The sequence below is a fragment of the Amycolatopsis sp. EV170708-02-1 genome (assembly GCF_022479115.1).
Taxonomy (GTDB): domain Bacteria; phylum Actinomycetota; class Actinomycetes; order Mycobacteriales; family Pseudonocardiaceae; genus Amycolatopsis.
In genome coordinates this window covers 4,371,431-4,390,287 of the sequence record NZ_CP092497.1, presented here as the reverse complement: position 1 = coordinate 4,390,287, position 18,857 = coordinate 4,371,431, and the positions used below count along the sequence as shown (strand labels likewise).

The window sequence follows — 18,857 nt, the reverse complement described above, 5'->3', positions numbered from 1 at the left end:
CGGATCGACCATCCACCCCGCCCAAGAATCATCATTTATTCCGCCCGCAGAACCCGCCCCGGCGAATCCGGCACCGGCCCCACCGACCCCCCTTCCTCCGTTCTCTCCCCCACCGGCTCATCCTCGAACAAAAGCCACTGCGCCAACTCCTCATCATTTCTCATCTCATAAACCCCCGACACCCCAGCCGCAGGACTTTGCACACCTGCCTCACCCACCGGATCGACCCACCACGACACATCCCGAGCGGGCTCCTCCGGCACGTCTGGTTCGGCCGGCCGGATCGGAGCCGGGTCGAGTTCAAGAACCGGCAACTCCTCCTCGACCGCCGCAGCACCCGCAACACCCGGCGGCCGCAGGTCACCAGGGACTTCCGGCCCTGCGACGTCGGCGAGCCCGGCGATCTGGAACGACTGCGCAGGCAGCTCGGTGACACCGATGAAACGTCTCGAAGGCACCTTACGGAATTTCACGTGCCGCAGAATTTCTTCGATCAGGCTTTCCGGCATATTCACTTGATATGCGGCGACGGCTTTCGCTACCACATCGTTGACCGACGCCGAGCGAGGAGCAAAGGTTTGGTTATCCTTGAGATCGATCAACAAATCGATCTCTGCGGTACTCGACATATATCTGGAAACATAACCTTGAGCCCTCGACAACAAACGCTTCTCAACCACAACAGGCATACGTTTGCTCTGCTGATGCAGGAAAGACAATGGCAGCGGCCAATCTTTCCGATAGTCGTTCTCGGTCAGACCTGTCGCGGGATACACCACGACCGAAACACTCGCTGCATGCCCATTTCTAGGCGGACCGTTGACGACATCCACGGTGATGGGCACTATAATAGCACCCAGGTACTCACTGAACCGTTCCTGAATATAATTCACGGCGGCTTCACCGCGCTTCGTCAACTCGCCCTTACCGTTGACGAGCTCCTTGCCGAACACCCTGGCCTGAATGTCCCGATCCTCGCTCCCATGACGCTGATTTTCGATCTCACCTTTAACGCGCGTTACCAGCTTCTTGAGCTCAGGCAGATCAACATCGAAAATCACCGCAGCGTCCGGCTTCAGGATTCTGAAATCTCCTTCCCAGACATCAACATCGTCCGACAGCGCCCCATCCTCCTCCTCTTCCTCCTCAGCCTCGCCCTCGACCTCCGCGTACTTGGTTTCCAACGTCTGGCCGGGTTCGAGCACATCGAACACCAGGCTGGATAACCGGGCATTGTAATACGGGGTGAAGTGGACATAATCGGCCCAGATCTTTCCAGCCAATCCGGGCTTCCCCCGCTTCGCAAGTGCCTCGAAAATCCCCGCCCACACCAAATTTCGGACCAGTCGCACATAAGACACCGTAGTCACCGAAGACAGGTGAAAATTCCCGTCTGCCGAAATGCTGAATACCGAGCTGGATGGCGAGGTGGTGACTATGCCGAATTCCAGAACCGGCTTGCCATTCTCGCTGTCTATCCATGACTCCACGAAACCGTCCAGCATCGGCATGATTCGCTCCCGCGCCGCCTCGGCCAAAACGTGCTCGGTGAGATGTTTCTTCCGCCGGTAGTCCGCCAAAGCCCGCTTAGGGGTCCTATGCAGAGAAATCCCGACATCTCCCTCGAGGCCGAACGAACCACTTCTGACAACCGTGACCTCCCGGGTGAAGTGGAGACCCAAGGCTTCCGGATCCCGGTGCCTGGACCGGATCGCCTTACGGAACAGGTCCTCGACATGCTCGAACATCCCATCAAGAACCTCACTACCCTCGTCAAGGTCGGACCTGATCGACACCCGGATGTCCGACATCTGCAGAACAGGCGACCCCGGCGAACCGTCCCCCGCACGCGCCAGGATCCGATCTACCGCACTCCCCACCATCCCCGCCTGGTCCAGACGTCGCCCAGGCTTCCGCCGCCCGGTCTCCTGCTCGACAAGAGACGGCTGCGACCGACTCGTGAAATGCCCATCCCATCTCAACAACTCCCGATCCCGCGAAGTACGAAGCCGATTCACCACCCACGACGGCACCTGAACGGGGGCGACGGTTACTGGGTCGGTAATATCCAGAAGAAGCCCAGTCATGTTTCTTGATTCCGTCTCGACGAAACCGATCAATTCCTCAATGAAATCCTCAACCGAGATGTCAGGGGCGTTCACAGCCAGCTCTTCCTCGAGCACCTCATAGATCAGAGCGGCTGTAGACTCCGCACGGCTCTTCATGTATGTCCCAATCGAGCGCACATCAACGGTGAGTTTCGGCCTCGATCCCTTCGGTTTCGCCACGGCCTCCCGGACGAAACCGCCCAGCATCAACGTCACCCGCTTCTTCTCCGCGGCCCAAAACTCATGCCGTCCATTTGGCTTGAACAATACGTTCAGGCTGTCCGCCTGGCGGTAGCTGTCCAGAGTCCGCGCCGGCGTCGTATACCTCTCGACCTTGGCATTACGGGACCGAGGATCGGTCTCACGAGTGAAGAGCAACGGTATCGTCCTGCCGGCACGCTTCTTCACCACCTTGCCCAGGTCGTTCTCCAGACGCTGCACCTCGGAAGCCGTCCTGCCGAGCAGCCGGGTCTCAGGCAACTCCCGGCCCGCCTCCTCAAGCCGGACAACATCCTTGGCGTAGTCCTCGGCGAACTCGTCAAACAACCTCTGATCTCTACTCTGCTGCTCTCCCGACGAAGCCCCAGGTGCGTCAACCGAGCCGAGATCGCCCTTCCACCTGGACTCGACCGTCGGCTGCAGCCGCCCGCGGAAACGGATGCTTTGAACCCGCGTACCTGGAGGGAAAAACTGCCGGTAGGGCCCGCGGCCGGTTTGTTCGTCGGTGTCGTTGCTGAGGTGGATGCCGGTGTCGGTGGTTGGTTGGCTGGGTTGTGTGATTTGTGGGAGGTGGGTTTCGGTGGTGTGGGGTGGTGCGTTGGGGGGTGCGTCGTGTGGTTGGCGTTGAGTGGGGTTGGTTGATGGTTCGCCTTGTTCTCGCCAGGGGGGTTTGTCAGGGATGTTGCTCCGGGTGCCGCCGGAGAGGGTGCCGGTGTTGTTGGGGCGTGGGTTCATGACGTCGGGGATGAGGTTTCGGGACAGAGTGGTCGCGGCGGTGTGGCCTTGGGTGTGTTGTGTGTAGGCGACCAACTCCAGGGCCGCGTCATACCGCTGTTTGGCCCGTTCGGTCACCGGATCACGGCTCACGATCACGGTGGGGTCGTCACCGCCCAGATGCATGATCGGCCGGTGATCCCTGGTGAGGATCGTCTCCGCATTCCGGGTCCAGTCCCCTTGCTCGGCGTCGGTCAACTGGCTGAACCACGCGTGTGCCTGACCGTATTCCTCCTGCCGCCACGGCAACGGATCCTCGGCGGTGGTGAATGTTTCCGGGCCGAACTCCGGGCCATACACCGGACGCTGCCCCTGGACCCACACAGACATCCCCCCGTATCCCGGATCACCCACCGCGGTACGTTCACCCCCCACCACAACCGCCCCCGCCGCCCACATCTCATCAAGTGTCGGCAACATCGCGTCCGGCAGGACGTTCGCGAACTGCGCCAACCGCGCGTCGATCCTTCTATACACCAGGCCGCGCAGTTCGGTTATCAACGCCCGCGCATTCGGGTCGGTCTCGGCCAATTTGATGTAAGCATGGAAAGTCGGCTCGACCCACTTCACACGCTCCCCCACGGACCTCCACAACCATGCCACCCTCGCATCGACGAAGCCTTCCGCCATCAACCCGATCTGCTCGTGAACCTCGGCCTGCGTCGATGTCCCGACCGCTGCGGAAGAATCGAACTGATCCACCGCTCGGGCAACAGCGAGTCGCGCTCGCTCATCGCGCGTGGCCTCGGCTTCCTCCACCGCACTCACGACTCCGGCTTGTGGCGTACCCTCGTGCGGCGGTGCCCATGCCGGAACTTCGTCGTCGACGTCCATGACATCAGGACTGAGACGATCGATGCTGAGCAGGATCCGGCCGGGGTCGGTGGAGTCGGGATCGGTGTGTGTTTCGATTTCGATCTCGACGTGGTCGGCTATCAGTTGTTCGGGTGCGGGCAGTCCGCCGGTTCCGGCTTCCTGCTCGGCGGCCAGACCACGAGTGAAGCCGGTCTTGATAGCGTCCGCCAGCACCCTGGCGACATCACCTCCACCGGGCTGGGCACCATCAGCCTCCGCCACGTGCGCGACCGCGACCAGGTCGAGCCACTCGCCCACCGAGCTGTGCACCACCTTGCCCACGAAACCTTCGGCCATCAACTCGATACGCCGCACATCACTCTCCGACGGCAACCCCGCCAGCCCCGGAACCCGCGTCTCGAACTCATCCAGCGACCAGTAATAGTCCAACAACCGCCGCGGCCCCGGCTCCACTACCAGCACCCAACTACCCCACAGCGCCCCATCATCCTCAACCGGCACAGCGCTGATATTCCACGACCCCGGTAGATCCACCGCCCTCTCAGCCGGCAGATCCTCCAACGCACCAGTGATCGCCTTCCTCACCTCCAGCCCCAGAACATTCGCCACAGCCTGGAAACCGCCATCCACCACACCAGCACCCGACACCCGCACCATGAGTTGCAAACCCACACCCTCATACTCCGCGTTCGGCCCACCCGACACCCCATCCACCACCACACCAGCGGCCTCCACCAACGCCGCACGATCCCCCACCGACAACCCCGGAACACCATCACCCAAACCAAACTCGACCAACCCCTCGACCACCACCGTGCCCGCAACACCTACCCCTGGCGACAACAATCCGCGACCGTCCGGCATCTCCTCATCCCCCAACACACCGAACAACCCCTCATCCACACCAAAACCGATCCCCATACCCTCAAACGAAACCCACTCTTCCATCGTCATATCATCGAACTCAGGAACCAGCACCGCCTCGGCCCCAGGACCACCCACGCCCACATCGAACTCCGGATCAGCCTGCCACGACTGCCCCCAGCCAGGCTCCTCCAGTGCAGCACTCCCATCCGGATCCACACCCTCATCCGGATCCACCGGTCGAACCGAAGCCAAGTCAAGATCAAGGGCCGGCAACTCGAGCTCATCGGATACCTCCGGCCCCATGACCGCGGCCACGCCGACGGGCTGCTCGGTGATGTCCGGCTGAGGATGCCGGCTCTCGGCTAGGCCCTCATGGCGCTCGGCGGTCTGGAGAGACTGTGAAGATTCCTCAACGACACCGACAAAATGCCCTCGAGGCACTCGACGGAATTTCACATGCCGTAGAATCTCGGCGACCACATAGTCGGGCATATCCGGCTGATATGCGACAATGACCGTTTTTGCCAATTCATAGATCAATTTCGAACGCTCTCTGAAGGCGCGGTCACTGCCGGTGAGATCGATCAACAAATCAGACTTTTCAAGACTCGTGAGAAACCTGGAAACATACCCCTTGACCCTCAACCGAAAACGCTTATCGACCACCAAGGACAAACGTGCCTTATTGGAACGAAGGAAGGTCAGCTTCAGCGGTCTATCACTCAGATAGTCATCTTCAGTCATGCCTGTCTTAGGATGCACGGTGATCGAAGTGTCCGCCGCCTCGATACTTGTGCTCCGAGAAGCGAATCTGGAGACGGGCACTGCGAGCCCCCCCATGTACTCACGCAGCCGCACCTCAAGATACTTGAAGGCATTTTCACCGCGAGCGGTCAACTTCCCTGTCTTCATATCAACGACACCGGCTCCCTGAACTTTGATCAGGATGTCTCGATCATCACCTGCGGACTGTTCCCGATCGATCTCATCCTTAAGATGCTGCCCCAACGCCCGAAGCTTATCCAAATGGTCACGGAACACCACCGCCGATTTCGTATCCAGCTCTTTGAACTGCCCCTTCCATACAACACTCTTCTGGGCGGAAACATCCCCATCCGGCGTCGCCCCAGCTTCCTTGGCCTGCTTCTTCTCGTCTCGCCTGGCTTTCCTGACTCGCCTCCTCCTGTCCCACCTAGCAGCCAGAGCCCGGCTCTCCGCTGCCCGCATGGCAAGCTCAGCCCGCCTCTCCGCGGCCCGAGCCTGTTTCTCCGCCTTCGTCTGCGGTTTCCGCACCGGGCGTGGTGCGGGAACCAGGACGTCGTTCGCCGTCTGACCGTGCTTGAGCACATCGAACACCACGGTGGTATAACGGCGGGAATCGATGTACGGGACATATCGGACAGACCGGGACCAGATATCCCCCGCCCTTGCGGATTCCCCTCGTTTCAGAAGCGCCCTGGAAATCTCCTCCCACATCACTCGCCGGATCGTTCGCCCATGGACCGGAAGGAGCTCGGCGCTCATACTGACCACGCCGACGTCCAGAACCGGCTTCGCGGCCGGATCGCTGTCCAGCCACTCCTTGACGAAACCATCCAGCATCGACGCGATGCGCTCCCGCGCGGCTTCGACCAAAATGGCAGTTTTCGGCGTGATGAATTCGGCGAGCCGTTTCTCCTGCCGATAGTCCAGCATGGAGCGCTCGGGAGTCTCGTGAACGGAGATGCGAACGTCCGCCTCATGATCGAACTCCGTCCGATGCATCTTAGTGAATTCACGGGTGAAACGGATGCCCAACGCCTTCGGATCCCCGCCCCTGGAACCAATCTCGGCACGGAAAAGGTCCTCGAGATAAGCGAACATTCCATCGAGCACCTCACTGCCCGGCTCGACGTCCGACTTGATCGACAACCGGATATCCGGCATCTGCCAAGCTGACGAACCGGCCGCGGCACGCGCCATGACCAGTTCCACATAGCGCAGCACCATCTTCCTTATGTCCAACCGATCAGGGTCTGGCTCGGCGTCCGCCTCGGCAAGCGAAGGCTTCTCCCGACTCGTGAAATGACCTTCCCATCCGAATCGCTTCCTTTCCCGCCAAGCAGGAAACCGCTTCGACCTTCCCGCCGGCAGCGGAACAGGAGTAACCTCCGAAGGATCGGTGATATCGAGGAAAATCTTCCCACGCACCGCTTCGGTCTCAACGATATAGACAGATTCTCGGATCAGCTCTTCGGCCGAGATTCCCGCATTCTCCCCTAGTTCATCGTTAATCAAGGAGTAAATCAAAGCGTCGGCCGAATTCACACGATTCGCCATGCCTCGCTTCGCCGAACGGACATCAATGGTGAGCATCGGCCGGTGACCCCGGGGCCTCGCCAGGTATTCCCGAAGGAAACCTCCTACCATCGTCCGCATACGCTCCTGCTCCACGGCAGGAATGTCGTAACCGTTGGGCACGAACAATACCTCCAGGCTGTCTGCCGCGCGGTAGCTGCCCTGTGTTCGCGGCGCGTTCATGCTGACCTCGGCGGCCACCCCGGATTCACTCCGCTCGTTCATCGCCCGAGGATCACGAGTAAATCGCAGCGGCGCCAGCACTCCCCGCTCCTTCACCTTCCGACTGAGTATATTCTCCAGATACTCGAAGCGAACGTCCTGCTTCAACAGGTCGCGAGACATTTTCTTAGCCTGATGGCGAGACATCAACTTGAGAGTCAACCGAATATCGGGCAGCTCACGTTCCAATTTCCCAAGCCGAACAACCTCATCGGCAAAGTAGTCGGCGAACTTGTCCAGTGCCTTCTTCTCGTCATCCGATAGCCCTGACGGGCCGGACAAATCGAAGACGCCGGTCCACGTCCGAACAGCCTCAGGTTGCGCCCGATGGCCTCGGTCGTCGACGGAACGAACCCTCGTACCACGAGTTAACAATGAACGACGCGGTTCGGCGGTCACAGTGTCGGCTTCGTGTTGCGTTCCTTCGCCGCTGTCGTTGGCGAGGAGGATGCCGGTGCCGAGGTTGTGGTGGGGTTGTGTGGTTTCTGGTTGTGGGGTGTGGGTGGTGCCCGGTGGTGTGATGGTGGTGATGGTGCCGCCGTCGGGGAATCGTAGTGATCCGTCGGGGAGCATTTCCACGCGCGTGTTCGGGCCGTGCAGCGGGCGTGGGTGTCCGGCGTCGGTCAGCAGGCCGGCGAACTTTCCGAGTGTGTTCCCCAGGCGGGGGTCGGCCACCCGGCAGCTGAGCAACCACACCGCCGACGCCTGTTCCCAGTGCTCCCGCCCGGGCAGCCCGGCACTCAGCAAGATCCGGGACAGCCCCGCCATATCGATCCGGACCTCGTCCCCGGACTTCAACCAATATGAGAACCTTCCCCGCCCGTCACCATGGATCGCCACCGTGAACGCCCCCGGCTCGGACACGTCCCGCAACACACCCACCTCACCCGGCCGCGCGAAGAACACCCCCGCCGTCACCCCCGACACCGGATCACGCAAGCGCTCGAACACAACCTTCGACCAGTCGAACCCCGGACCCACCAGATCGGACAACGCCACATCGATCGGCGACCCGCCCCCACCCCGGTCAGCCTTCTCCACACCCACAGCGGAACCGTCGAACACGACCCCGGCTGGTGACTCACCCTCGTGCGGTGGTGGTGCCCTCGCCGGGACCTCGCCGTCGAGGTCCATGGGGTCGCCGCCTGGATAGCGGACCTCGACCCGGACCCGGCCGACGTCGGTGGTGCCGGGATCGGTGTGTGTTTCGGTGCTGATCTCGACGTAGCCGGCCATCAGCTGGGCCGGTTCCGGCAAACCGGTCCACCCGGCTGTCTGCGCGATGGCCAGGCCATGCGTGATACCGGTCTTAATCGCGTTCTCCAGCACCCTGACCGCACCGTTACGGAACGCTGAGACCGCATGCTCCCCGGTGACAGAGACGACCGCGACCAGACTGGGCATCCCGGCCGTGGGGTTCAGCCATTTGTCCACAAAACCTTCGGCCATCAACTCGACACGCCGCGCATCACTCACCGACGGCAACCCCGCCAACCCCAGCAGCCGCGCCTCAAACTCCATCAACGACCGATAATGATCCAACGACTGCCGCGGCCCCGGCTCCACCACCAACGCCCAGCTACCCCACAACCCCCCGCATCCTCAACCGGCACCGCACTGATATTCCACGCCACCGGCAGATCACCAGCCCGCCCAGCCAGAACACCCACCACACCCTCGATCGCCCTCGACAACTCCCCCCTGATCAGGCCCGCAATCGCCCGGAAACTGCCATCCACCACACCCGCAGCCGACACCTGCACCACAACCAGCACACCCACACCCTCAAACCCCGTATTCGGCTCACGCGACACCCGACCCACCAACTCCTGCGCAGCCCCCGCCAACGCCCCACTATCCACCGAAGACAACACCGGAACACCACCCTGACCCGCCTCAACCCGGCCCCGCGCCACCACCTCCTCGCCCTCAACCTCGTCCGCCGTGTACTTCGCTTTCAATTTCTGGCCGTGCTCGAGCACGTCGAACACCACGCCGGCCTTCGGTGCATCGTAATACGGGGTGAAGTGGACATACTTCGCCCAGATCGTTCCCGCCAAGTCGGCCTCCCCCCGCCTAGTAAGTGCCCCGGAAATCCCCATCCACACCAAACGCCGGACCACCCGCACATGAAACACCGAAGACACCGAAGACGCCGAAACAGCCCCGGTGGTGAATGTTGATTCGGATGACGGGGTGGCGGCTATGCCGTATTCCAGCTTCGGCTTGCCATTCTTGCTGTTTATCCATGACTCCACGAAACCGTCCAGCATCGGCATGATGCGCTCACGCGCCGCCTCAGCCAGCACAGGCATAGTCGAGATCGCGCGCTCGGTGAGCTGCTTCTCCTTCCAGTAGTCCACCAAGGCCCGCTCAGGGGTCTCGTGCACGGAGATGCGGACATCTCCCTGATGGCTGAACGAACCGACTCTCACAGCAACGATCTCCCGGGTGAAATTCAGACCCAAGTCTTCCAGCTCCCGGCCCCGGGGCCGGAGCTCGTCACGGAACAGTTTCTCGACATGCTCGAACATCCCATTAAGAACCTCACTGGACTCATCAAGATCGGACGTGATCCGCACCCGGATATCCGGCATCTGCAGAACACGCGACCCCGGCGAACCATCCCCCGCACGCGCCAGGATCAGATCCACCGCACCCCCCACCATCTCCGCCTGATTCAGCCACCCAGGTATCTGCTTCTCGACAAGAGCAGGCTGCGACCGATCCGCGAAATGCCCCTCCCACTTCAACAACTCCCCATCCCGCAGATCACGAATCCGATCCTTCATCCATAACGGAAGCGGTTTGGCGGGGCCGACGACCGGATCGGTGACATCCAGAAGAATCCCAGCCATACGGTTCGTTGGCGTCTCGACGAGATCGACCGATTCCTGGATGAAGTCCTTGACCGAGATGCTGGGGCGTTCACCCGCAACTCGTCCGCGAGCACCTTATAGATCAGAGCGGCGGCAGACTCCACACGCGCGTCCATGTATGTCGCCGTCGAGCGCACATCAATGGTGAGTTTCGGCCTCGTTCCCTTCGGTTTCGCCACGGCCTCCCGGACAACACGGCCCAGCATCAACCTCACTCGCTGCTCCTCCGCGACAGGAAATTCATGCGAACTTGGTATGAACAATGCTTGCAGGCTGTCCGCCTGGCGGTAACTGTCCAGGGTCCGCGTCGGCGTCTTATACCTCGTAACCTCGGCGACCACATCGGAGCTGGCGGCCGTGGTCCAGGGCTGGGGATCGCGAGTGAAAACCAACGGTATCGGCCTGCCGGCATGCTTCTTCACCGCGGCGCTCAGAGCGTTCTCCACACGCCGCGCATGAGCATCCGTCTCGCCGCGCACCCGGGTATCAGGCAACTCCCGGCCCGCCTCCTCAAGCCGGACAACATCCTCGGCGTATTTCAGGGCGAACTCGTCAAACAACCTCTGATCTTCCCGTGAAGACCCAGATTCGTCATCCGGCCCGAGATCACCCCTCCACTCAGACTGAACCTTTGGCTGCGATCGCACCCCATGCAAACGCGCAGCCTGAACCCGCAGACCTGGACGGAACAACTCTCGATACGTCACAGTGCCCTCAGGCGTCTGGCTGGTTTTGTGCACATCGAACACGACGCCGGTCAGCTGACCAGGGCGATACGGCGTGTATCGGACAAACCCTTCCCATATCTCCTTTTCCTTTGCCGATTCCCCCAACTCCTCGAGTTTCCCGCTGATCCTTTCCCACACCGAACGCTTGAGCATGCGCTCAGAGGACTGGGTAAGAGCAGTGCTGAAGCTGGCCGAGCCGAATCCCAGAACCGGCTTGTCATTCTTACTGGTCAGCCACGACAGCACGAAACCATCCAGCACAGGTGCGATCCGCTCCCACGCGGCCTCCGGCAACACAGGCCTTCCCGGCACGAAGCGCTCGGCGAGCTGATTCTTCTGCTGATAATCCACCAATTCCTGCCCAGGGGTCTCATGCACGGAGATGCGGACATCTCCCTCGTGATTGAACGAACTCCTTTCCCCCGTATCGACCTCCCGGGTGAAATGCAGACCCAAGTCTTCCAGCTCCCGTCCCCGGAGCAGGAGCTCGTCACGGAACAGTTTCTCGACATATTCGAACATCCCGTCAAGAACCTCACCACCCTCGTCAAGATCGGACCTGATCCGCACCCGGATATCCGGCATCTGCAGAACACGCGACCCCGGCGAACCATCCCCCGCACGCGCCAGGATCAGATCCACCGCACTCCCCACCATCCTTACCTGATCCAGCCACCCATGCCTCCGTTGCTCGGGCGCCTGCTCGACAAGCGAAAGCGGCGACCGGCCCCCGAAATGCCCCTCCCACGTCAACAACTCCACATCCCGCAGACCACGAATCCGATCGCTCAACTGCACCGGAAACAGAACAGGTGCAACGACCGGGTCAGTAACATGCAGAAGCACTCCGACCATACGGTTCGTTACCGTCACAACGAAACCGACCGATTCTTGGATGAAATCCTTGACCGAGATGTCGGGGGCGTACACAGCCAACTCGCCCTTGAGCAACTCATAGACCAGAGTGGCAGCCGACTCCGCACGCCCGGCCATGTATTTCGCAACCGAGCGCACATCAATGGTGAGTTTCGGCCTCGATCCCTTCGGTTTCGCCACGGCCTCCCGGACGAAACTGCCCAGCATCAACCTCACCCGCTCCTTCTCCGCGGCAGGAAACTTGTACCGTGCCATTGGCATGAACAATGCCTGCAGGCTGTCCGCCCGGCGGTAGCTGTCCAGGGTCCGCGTCGGCGTTTCGTACATCTTGATCTCGGCGAACACCCCAGGGACGTCGGCGTCGATCGGCGGCTGAACATCGCGTGTGAATACCAGCGGGATCGTCACACCACGGCCTCTCACAGCATCGGTGAGAAGTTTCTCCAGAAGTTCGACGAGATAATTGACCTCGGTCAACGGGAGACCCCTGGGACGAAGAGTCAACCGGATATCGGGCAACTCACGCCCAGACGCCACAAGCCGCACAACCTCATCGACATACCTCTGGGCGAACCTGTCAAACCTCTTTTGATCATCATCCGACAACCCAGACGTGGCGAGCGACAAGACACTCCCCGCCCACTCGGACGCAACCGCAGGCTGCCGCCGAAGCCCCCTGAACGTCACAGGGCGAATGCTGTGGCCTGGGGGGAACAATGGCCGGTGAGGTCCGTTGTTGGTGTGGGGTGGTGCGTTGGGGGGTGCGTCGTGTGTGCGGGGTTGGGTGGGGTTGGTTGATGGTCCGCCTTGTTCGTGCCAGGGGGGTTTGCCGGGGATGTTGTCCCGGGTGCCGCCGGGGAAGGTGGTTGTGTTGTTGGGGCGTGGGTTCATGACGTCGGGGATGAGGTTTCGGGACAGGGTGGTCGCGGTGTTCTCGCCTTGGGTGTGCCAGGTGTGGGCGATCAGTTCCAGGGCGGCGTCCCGGCGTTGTTTGGCTCGTTCGGTCACCGGATCACGGCTCACGATCACGGTGGGGTCGTCACCGCCCAGATGCATGATCGGCCGGTGATCCCTGGTGAGGATCGTCTCCGCATCCCGGGTCCATTCGCCTTGCTCGGCGTCGGTCAACTGGCTGAACCAGGCGTGTGCCTGACCGTATTCCTCCCGCCGCCACGGCAACGGATCCTCGGCCGTGGTGAACGTTTCCGGGCCGAACTCCGGCCCATACACCGGACGCTGTCCCTGGACCCGCACAGACATCCCCCCATAACCCGGATCATCGACCGCGGTACGTTCACCGCCTACCTTGACCGCCTCCGCCGCCTGCATCTCCGCCATCGTCGGCAACATCACTTCCTCCGGCACCACCCTCGCGAACTCCGCCAGCCGCGCCTCGATCCAGTTCTCCACCAGAGCACGCAACCCCCCGATCACCGCTTCCGCCGCCGGATCGGACTCGGCCAGCCGGACGAACACCTGCAACACCGGCCCAGGCACCCGCCCCCGCTCCCGCGCCGGCCGCAACGACCACGCCACCCTCGCGTCCACGAAACCCTCCACCATCAACCCCACCCGCTCAGCGACATCCTCCGACGGCAACCCCGCACCCCCCACCGACGAATCAAACCAATCCACCCCCCGGCCCGCAGCCCTCCGCGCACGCTGCTCACGCGCGGCCTCCGTGTCAGCCACCCCGCCCACGACCCCGCTGGCCGGCCCACCAGCCACCTCCGGTGTCGTGCGATACAGGTCATCATCATCGGACGCATCTCTCTGCGGCCGGGCCTCATCATCACGGCCCTCGTCATCACGCCCCTCGCCATCACGCCCCTCGTGCTGCTCGTCGAGATCCATGGGGTCGCCACCGGGGTAGCGGATGTCGACCCGGATCCGGCCCATGCCGGTGGCGGGTTCGGATAGTTCTTCGGTGTGGATGGTGACGCGGGCGGTCATCACTTGTTCGGGTGTGGGCAGTCCGAGGGTTCCGGCTGTCTGCGCGGTGGCCAGGCCATGAGTGACACCGGTCTTGATCGCGTTCTCCAGCACCGTGGCGGCACCGTTTCCGGAGCCGGGGACAGCGTCGGTCCCGGCGACCTGGACGACGGCGACGAGGTCGGGCTTACCGCCGGTGCTGGTGAGCAGTTTGGGTACATAGCCTTCGGCCATCAGCTCGATACGCCGCACATCACTCGCCGACGGCAACCGCACCAGTCCCAGAAGCGGGGCCTCGAACTCATCCAGCGACCGGTAATAACTCAGCAGACGACGCGGGCCCGGCTCCGCCACCAGCTCCCAGCTACCCCCGCGTTGCACCCCGTCATCCACCGGCACCGCGGTGATCTTCCACGAAAGCGGCAGATCACCAGCCTGGTCAGCCACCAGGCCCCGCAAGACACCCACGATCGCGGTCCTCAGCTCCCATATCAGCAGATTCCCCATCACCCGGAAACGACCGTTCACCTCATCCAGCGACACCTGCACCAGGAACTGCAGACCAACCCCCTCAAACCCGGTATTGAGCTCACGCAACGCCCGGCCCACCAACAACTCGGCAGCCTCCACCAACGCCCCACGATCCACCGACGACAACACCAGACCACGACCATCACCCGAACCCACCTCCACCCGACCCCGCGCCACCACCTCCCCACCCACCACCAACCCACCCCCCACCACATCCATCCCCACCACACCCGGATCCAACAACCACCCCGCCCCCGGCGAATCCGGCACCGGTCCCTCCACCGCCAGGTCTTCGAACGCAAGCCACCCCGGCAACGCTTCCTCGGGCAACTCCACAACCCTCGACACCCCCACGTCATCATTCTGGGGCGCCACCGCCGAGCGCGGCTCCGACGTCGTCTCGACCCCCTGGGCCCGCGCCTGTCGTGCGACCGGGTACCTGGCTTCCAACGTCTGGCCGTACTCGAGCACGTCGAACACCACGCCGGCCTTCCGTGCATCGAAGTACGGGGTGAAGTGGACAGAGTTGGCCCAGATGTCTTTTACCAATCCGAGCTCCCCCCGCTTGGCAAGTGCCCCGTAAACTCCCTCCCACACCAAACGCCGGACCACCCGCACACTGAACACGGAAGACACTGCAGAAAGGTGAGCAGTCTCGGTGGCCGACGCGGTGAATGCCAATTCGGATGGCGTGGTGGCGGCTATGCCGAATTTCAGAGCAGGCTTGCCATTCTTGGCGTCTATCCATGAGTCCACGAAACCGTCCAGCAGCGGCATGATGCGCTCACGCGCCGCCTCAACCAAAACAGACATGGTCGGGATCGCACGCTCGGTGAGCTGCTTGGCCTGCTGGTAGTCCGCTAGCGCCCGCTTAGGGGTCTCGTGCACGGAGATGCGGACATCTCCCCCGTATCTGAACGACCCATTTCTCCCCGCATCGACCTCCCGGGTGAAATGCAGACCCAAGGCTTCCGGGTTCCGGTTTCTGCGCCGGATCCGGTCGCCGAATAGTTTCTCGATATGCTCGAACATGCCATCGAGAACCTCACTGCCCTCGTCGAGGTCGGATTTGATCCACACCCGAATGTCGGACATCTGCAGAACAGGCGACTCCGGCGAATCGTCCCCCGCACGTGCCAGGATCAGCTCCACCGCACTCTCCACCATCCCCGCCTTGTCCAGTCGCCCAGGCTTCTGCTTCTCGGGCGCCTGCTCGACAAGAGAAGGCTGCGACCGATCCGCGAAATGCCCCTCCCACTTCAACAACTCCCCATCCCGCAGATCACGAATCCGTTTGTCCATCCATGACGGATACTTAACAGCGGGGGCAACGACCGGGTCGGTGACATCCAGAAGAATTGCACCCATACGTTCTGTTTCCGTCTCGACGAAACCGACCGATTCCTGGATGAAGTCCCTGACCGAGGCGCCCGGGGCGTGCACACGCAACTCGTCCGCGAGCACCTCATAGATCAGAGCGGCCGCGGACTCCGCACGCGCGGCCATGTACACCTTAACCGAGCGCACATCAACGGTGAGCTTCGGCCCGAGACCTTTCGGTTTCGCCAGGACCTCCCGGACGAAACCGCCCAGCATCAACCTCACCCGCTTCTCCTCCGCGAGAGAAAACACATGCGACCTAAAAATGAAAAATGCTTGCAGGCTGTCCGCCTGACGGTAACTGTCCAGGGTCCGCGTCGGCGTCTTGTACCACGTAACCTCGGCGACCGCTTCGGATCTGGCGGCCATGGTCCAGGGCCGGGGATCGCGAGTGAAAAGCAACGGTATCAGCCTGCCGGCACGCGTCTTCACCTTGTCGCTCAGAGCGTTCTCCAGACGCCGCGCATCAGCAGCCGTGCTGCCGCGCACCTGGGTATCAGGCAACTCCCGGTTCGCCCTCTCAAGCCGGACAACTTCCTCGACATATTTCTCGGCGAACTCGTCAAACCTCTCCTGACCTTCCCGCGAAGACCCAGATGTGTCCACCGGCCTGAGAGCACCCATCCACGAGGACTCAACCGTCGGCTGCGGTCGCATCCCCAGGAAACGAGTGGCATGAACCCGCGCACCTGGCAGGAACAGCTCTCGAAATGTCCGCGTGCCCTCAGGCGTCTGGCTGGTTTTGTGCACATCGAACACGACTCCGGCCAGCTGACCAGGCCGATACGGGGTGTATCGGACAGACCCTTTCCATATCTCCTGTGCCTTTGCCGACTCCCCCAACTCCTCGAGTTTGCCGCTGATCCTTTCCCACACCGAACGCTTGAGCATCCGCGCAGAGGACGGGGCAAGAGCAGCGGTGAAGGCGGCCGCGCCGAAGTCCAGAACCGGCTTGCCCTTCTTACTGTCTATCCATGACTCCACGAAACCGTCCAGCATCGGTGCGATCCGCTCCCACGCGGCCTCCGGCAAAACAGGCCTTCCCGGCAAGAAGCGCTCGGCGAGCTGCTCCTTCTGCTGATAGTCCACCAGCGCCAGCTCAGGGGTCTCACGTACCGAGATGCGGACATCTCCCTGATGGCTGAACGACCCACTTCTCGCCGTATCGACCTCCCGGGTGAAGTGGAGGCCCAAGGCTTCCGGGTTCCGGTTTCTGCGCAGGATCTCGTCATGGAACAGTTTCTCGACATACTCGAACATCCCATCAAGAACCTCACCGCCTTCGTCAAGGTCGGACTTGATCCACACCCGGATATCCGGCATCTGCAGAACACGCGACCCCGGCGAATCGTCCCCCGCACGTGCCAGGATCAGATCCACCGCACTCTCCACCATCCCCGCCTTGTCCAGTCGCCCAGGCTCCTGCATCTCGGGCACCTGCTCGACAAGAGAAGGCAGCGACCGATCCGCGAAATGCCCCTCCCACTTCAACAACTCCCCATCCCGCAGTTCACGAATCCGATTTCCAATCCACACCTTCGACCGAACTTCGGCGGCGACTTCCTCAGTGACATCCAAAAGGAGACCTGGGCGAGCTGATTCCGTCTCGACGAAACCGACCGATTCCTGGATGAAGTCCTCGACCGAGATGCGGGGGGCGTACACGGCCAACTCGCCCGCGAGCACCTCATAGACCAGAGCGGCAGCAGACTCCGCACGCACGGCCATGTCCGGCAGAGTCGACCGCACATCAACGGTGAGTTTCGGCCTGAAGTCTTTCGGTCTCGCCACGGCCTCCCGGACGAAACCGCCCAGCATCAACCTCACCCGCTCCTTCTCCGCAGCGGAAAAATCGTGCGAATCTGGCATGAACAATGCCTCCAGGCTGTCCGCCCGGCGGTAGCGGTCCAGGGTCCACGTCCGCGTTTTGTATATTGTAATCTCGGCGAACACCCTAGGGATGGCGTCGTCGATCGTCGGTTGAGGATCGCGTGTGAACACCAGCGGGGTCGTCACACCACGCTTCCGCGCAGCATCGGTGAGACGATTCTCCAGAAGTTCGAAGAGATCATCGTTGGTCAACGAGAAGCCGCCCCTGGGCCGAAGAGTCAACCGGATATCGGGCAACTCGCGCCCAGACGCCACAAGCCGGACAACCTCATCGACATACCTCTGGGCGAACTTGTCAAACCTCTCTTGATCATCGTCCGACAACCCAGACGTGGCGAGCGACGAAACACTACCCACCCACCTGAACGTAACCGCGGGCTGCCGCCGATGCCCCGAGAAGTGCACAAAACGAGCCCTGGTACCTGAGGGGAAGGCGGAGCGGAATGTCCTGCTGCTGTCGTGGGGTGGCGCGTTGGGGGGTGCGTCGTGTGTGCGGGGTTGGGTGGGGTTGGTTGATGGTCCGCCTTGTTCTTGCCAGGGGGGTTTGCCGGGGATGTTGTTCCGGGTGCCGCCGGAGAGGGTGCCGGTGTTGTTGGGGCGTGGGTTCATGACGTCGGGGATGAGGTTTCGGGACAGGGTGGTCGCTGCGGTGTGGTTTTGGGTGTGTTGTGTGTAGGCGATCAGTTCCAGGGCGGCGTCGTGCCGTTGTTTGGCTCGTTCGGTCACCGGATCGCGGGACACGATCACAGTGGGGTCGTTGCCGCCCAGGTGCATGATCGGCCGGTGGTCCCTGGTGAGGATCGTCTCCGCGTCCCGGGTCCATTCGCCTTGCTCGGCCTCGCTCAACTGGCTGAACCAGGTGTGTGCCTGACCGTATTCCTCGCGCCGCCACGGCAGCGGGTCCTCGGGCGTGGTGAATGTTTCCGGGCCGAACTCCGGCCCATACACCGGACGCTGGCCCCGGACCCACACAGACATCCCCCCATAACCCGGATCATTCATCGCGACACGCTCACCGCCCACCACGATCGCCTCCGCCGCCTGCATCTCCGCCATCGTCGGCAACATCACCTCCTCCGGCACCACCCTCGCGAACTCCGCCAGCCGCGCCTCGATCCAGTTCTCCACCAGAGCACGCAACCCCCCGATCACCGCTTCCGCCGCCGGATCGGACTCGGCCAGCCGGACATACACCTGCAACACCGGCCCAGGCACCCGCCCCCGCTCCTCCGCCGGCCGCAACGACCACGCCACCCTCGCGTCCACGAAACCCTCCACCATCAACCCCACCCGCTCAC

At 62.2% G+C, this 18,857-nt stretch carries 3 protein-coding genes; all 3 read right to left on the bottom strand.

Annotated elements, in window-relative coordinates:
* Nucleotides 1–35 precede the first annotated feature (35 nt).
* From MJQ72_RS20085 to MJQ72_RS20075, 3 genes are read right to left on the bottom strand one after another with little or no spacing between them, the layout of a single operon-like run.
* Complete coding sequence (locus MJQ72_RS20085; RefSeq protein WP_240600902.1) at nucleotides 36–8,864, bottom strand: hypothetical protein; 8,829 nt, start codon at nucleotides 8,862–8,864, stop codon at nucleotides 36–38.
* Entirely contained in the window at nucleotides 8,864–10,201 is a 1,338-nt protein-coding gene (locus MJQ72_RS20080) for a hypothetical protein (RefSeq protein ID WP_240600901.1), read from the bottom strand. Before MJQ72_RS20080 ends, MJQ72_RS20085 begins: the two co-directional genes overlap by 1 nt.
* Entirely contained in the window at nucleotides 10,132–18,825 is an 8,694-nt protein-coding gene (locus MJQ72_RS20075; protein ID WP_240600900.1) for a hypothetical protein, read from the bottom strand. Before MJQ72_RS20075 ends, MJQ72_RS20080 begins: the two co-directional genes overlap by 70 nt.
* Between the last annotated feature and the right edge of the window lie 32 nt (nucleotides 18,826–18,857).